Raw genomic sequence first — 3,589 nt, 5'->3', positions numbered from 1 at the left:
TCGGTGGCTAGTGCCGTTCTTGGAGATATCGTGAGACCCACAGGTCGGACAGGTCATCTCAATAGCCATGAGCTTGTCTCCCTAGTTATCGTAGTTGTGTAGCCTGATTTTCCTCCGTCCCGTGCATTAATGCACTACCCGCACCCTGTTGATCGAGCGGCTCGAATTGGCTCTCAGTCGGGCGAAACGGTATCCTGATCTTCACTTTGCGGTGCTTTTTGTGGATCTTGATCGGTTCAAGGTGATTAACGATAGTTTGGGCCATGTTGCGGGCGATCGCGTCCTCCAATTGGTCGCCCACAAACTCCAGCAGTTAATCCGCGACACTGACATCGTGGGACGGATCAGCGGTGATGAATTTGTGATCTTACTCGAAGCGATCGAAGGGATTCATGAAGTGATCCGAGTCACCGAGCGGATTCTCAATGAGATGACTGTGCCGCTGATCATTGCAGACCGCGAAGTCTTTGTCACCCTCAGCATTGGCATTGTGATCAACTGTACCGCCCATCACCAGGCCTCAGATATTTTGCGAGATGCAGACATCGCCATGTATCGCGCCAAACTCAAGGGCAAAGCCCGCTACGAAATTTTTGACCCGATCATGCGCCTCGAAGCCCTCAAGCGGCTGCATTTGGAAAATGGTCTGCGCCAAGCCTTAGAACATCAGGATTTTCTGCTCTACTATCAGCCCATTTTCAAGCTCACCGATCAGGAGATTGTCGGGATGGAAGTGTTGCTGCGCTGGCAACATCCCCAACGCGGTTTAATCAGTCCGGTGGAGTTTATTCCCATTGCGGAGGAAACGGGGTTGATTGTGCCGTTGGGGTTGTGGGTGGTGCGCAGTGCCTGTACGCAAATGATGGCATGGCACAGGATATTCCCGGCCATGGCGGATTTTCGGATTAGTGTGAATCTTTCAGCACGACAACTCCGGGAGCCGAACTTGGTGCAGCAGATCACTGAAATTCTGAACCAAACGGGCTTGCCGGGCCAAAATTTGGTGCTAGAACTGACGGAAAGTATGTTGGCGGAGGATGAAGAAGGGGTGGTGGCGTTGCTGTCGGAATTGCGATCGCACCAGATCGAGATCAGCATTGATGACTTTGGCACAGGCTATTCATCCCTGAGCTATCTCCATCGGTTTCCGATTAATACCCTCAAAATTGACCGTTCGTTTGTGAAGAGAATGCAGGGCGATGCAGATGACAATGCGATCGCCTCCATCATTCTCGCCCTGGCCCAACGCCTTAAACTGTCCGTCGTCGCCGAAGGCATCGAAACCGCAACCCAACTGCACCAACTCCAAACCCTGGGCTGCGAAAAAGGCCAAGGCTATCTCTTTGCACCGCCCCTCACGGCTGCGGAGATCACCGCCCGTTTTCACGCTCAATACAGTCCCCACGTCCTCAATCACGATTCCATTCCCGACGTTAACGCCGCCAGATAGGTTTGGAGGCGCACTAACATCCGTTCATTTTCTCCCGGCGAACCGATGGTAATCCGCAGGCCGCCCCCAGTCTGCCGAATGAGCGTGCCTTGGGTTTTCAGGGTTTGGGTGAGGATAACGAGGGCATGGGGATCATCGGGGGTGAAACGCAGATAGAGAAAGTTAGCCGCACTGGGCCAGACGGTGAGGGGGGGAAGGTCGCTCAGGGCGGTGTAGAGGCGATCGCGCTCCTGGAGCAGTTCCGGAATGGCGCTGAGGAGGAGATCCCGCTGTTGGAGGGCGAACAGGGCGGCGGTTTGGGTGAAGGCGGGGAGGTTGTAGGGGAGACGGACTTTTTCGAGAATTTGGGTCACGGCGGGAGGGGCGATCGCATAGCCCACCCGCAGCGCCGCCAAGCGAAAGGCCTTGGAAAAGGTGCGCAAAATTACCCAATTGGGATGCTCTGGTAATTCTGCGGCGAGGGTGGTTTGGCTAAATTCAAAATAGGCCTCATCGATCACGACGAGGATATGCTCTGGCAAACTCCGCAGCCAATCGAGTTCCGCCTCGGTGAGGGCGTTGCCCGTGGGGGAATTGGGATGCACCATGAACACCACCCGCACCGGATCGACGACGAGCGATCGCGCCGCCTCTAAATCCAGGGAAAAATCCGCCAAGCGTCCCCCGCGCACCACCTCAATCCCCAAGGTTTCCGCAATAATCCCGTACATCGAAAACGTCGGATCTGCCACGAAAATCGATCCCGCCCCGCCGATACAGGTGGCGATCAACAGCGATCGGATCAGTTCATCAGACCCATTTCCCAGGGAAATCCAAGCCGGCGCGATCGCATTCGTAGCGGCGGATTCATTCACGTAGGCAGCGATCGCCCCCTTCAACTCCTGATGACTGCCATCGGGGTAGCGGTTCGTGTCCATCTGATTTTGATAAACCCAGGCCAATTTTTCCTTGAGATCGGCGGGTAAATCGTAGGGGCTTTCGTTGGTGTCGAGAATATCAACGGGAATACTCAATTCCCCGCCAGGGTGGGGGGTGTAGGCTTGGAATTGCAGGAGATCGGAGCGAATAAAATCAAGCATAGTCACGGTGCGACATAGGTGCAGTCTTTTATTTTAGTGGGGGATTATGCCGGATTGAGGGTGAGCACCGTAATTTCAGGGGAACAGTTAAACCGGCCCGGAAAATAACTACCCAGACCCCGATTCACATACAACTGATTTGTCCCCACGTAGTGATGCCCCTGCACCCATTCCCAATGCTGAATCACATGATCGCACTCTTCCCCTAGGGTGGTACTCATCCACCGCGTCACCACCCGTCGCAGCCGCAGCAGGATTTCGGGCAAGGGTTCGCCCGTGGGGAGGACAATTTGACCGCCGTGGGTATGGCCGGACAGTTGCAAATCCACTCGGAAGGGTTGGAGGCGGGCGGCGGAGTCGGGGTTATGGGACAAGACGAGGCGGGGCAGGTTGGGGGGAAGGGAGGCGAGGAGGGTTTGGGGTTGAAAGTCCGACGACCACAGATCCGCTAACCCGACGACGGGGAAATCTGGCCCCCAGGGGTAGGCGATCGCATTCCACAACACCGTTAAACCCGCCGCCTGGAGCGCCTCAATAATCATCTGGCGATAGGGTCGGCCGTGGTTATCGTGATTGCCCAAACTGGCGATCACCCCCCAACGGCTGTGCAGGGCTTGCAACTGTTGGGCCAGGGGATGGATCAATTCCGGATCGCGGGTCACGTAGTCCCCCGTCAGCAGGATCAGGTCGGGATCTTCGGCGTTGACTTGGGCGATCGCATCCTGGAGGGTGCGATCGCTCAGGGAGTAGCCGTCATAATGCAGATCGGACAGTTGAATGATTTTGCGGTGATGGAGATGGGGGGCAAGATCCCGAATGGCGATCGTCACCCGCTCGATCGCGATCGCTTCCGTCAGCAAAGGGTACATATAGCCGTCCTCAGGGATTGATAAAGTGGGTGGCTCCCCTCTCCCTCCACCGGGGCTACTGCTTATACATAACGTTCAAATGTTGGCCTCGTCTGCGTTTGATCCCCCTAAATCCCCCTTAAAAAGGGGGACTTTTTTTCGTTCCCCCCTTTTTAAGGGGGGCTAGGGGGGATCGAGAGAAGGTGAACATC

At 55.7% G+C, this 3,589-nt stretch carries 3 protein-coding genes; 1 reads left to right on the top strand and 2 read right to left on the bottom strand.

Annotated features, from left to right (window positions below):
- Positions 1-148 precede the first annotated feature (148 nt).
- Positions 149-1,450 carry a putative bifunctional diguanylate cyclase/phosphodiesterase gene (locus PN477_RS14065; protein WP_272119776.1) on the top strand — a complete coding sequence of 434 codons (1,302 nt, stop codon included), beginning with the start codon at positions 149-151 and terminating at the stop codon, positions 1,448-1,450.
- Here the strand turns inward: PN477_RS14065 and PN477_RS14060 are convergent.
- Together PN477_RS14060 and PN477_RS14055 are read right to left on the bottom strand one after the other, a co-directional pair.
- The gene (locus PN477_RS14060) at positions 1,414-2,529 is read right to left on the bottom strand and encodes a histidinol-phosphate transaminase (protein WP_272119775.1); all 1,116 of its coding nucleotides are present in this window, start codon (positions 2,527-2,529) and stop codon (positions 1,414-1,416) included. The genes PN477_RS14065 and PN477_RS14060 overlap by 37 nt on opposite strands.
- A 44-nt stretch (positions 2,530-2,573) precedes the next feature.
- Positions 2,574-3,398, bottom strand: a complete 825-nt coding sequence (locus tag PN477_RS14055) for a metallophosphoesterase (protein WP_272119774.1) — start codon at positions 3,396-3,398, stop codon at positions 2,574-2,576.
- Positions 3,399-3,589: the final 191 nt, after the last annotated feature.

The organism is Spirulina subsalsa CS-330 (assembly GCF_028330765.1).
Lineage (GTDB): Bacteria > Cyanobacteriota > Cyanobacteriia > Cyanobacteriales > Spirulinaceae > Spirulina > Spirulina subsalsa_A.
Note: the sequence above shows the minus strand (reverse complement) of the source record. Positions and strands in the feature narration are given on the sequence as shown.

Bases quoted from the DNA above. Each gene is read 5' to 3' on its own strand.
- PN477_RS14060 (WP_272119775.1), bottom strand. From the start codon at position 2,529: ATGCTTGATTTTATTCGCTCCGATCTCCTGCAATTCCAAGCCTACACC.
- PN477_RS14055 (WP_272119774.1), bottom strand. From the start codon at position 3,398: ATGTACCCTTTGCTGACGGAAGCGATCGCGATCGAGCGGGTGACGATC.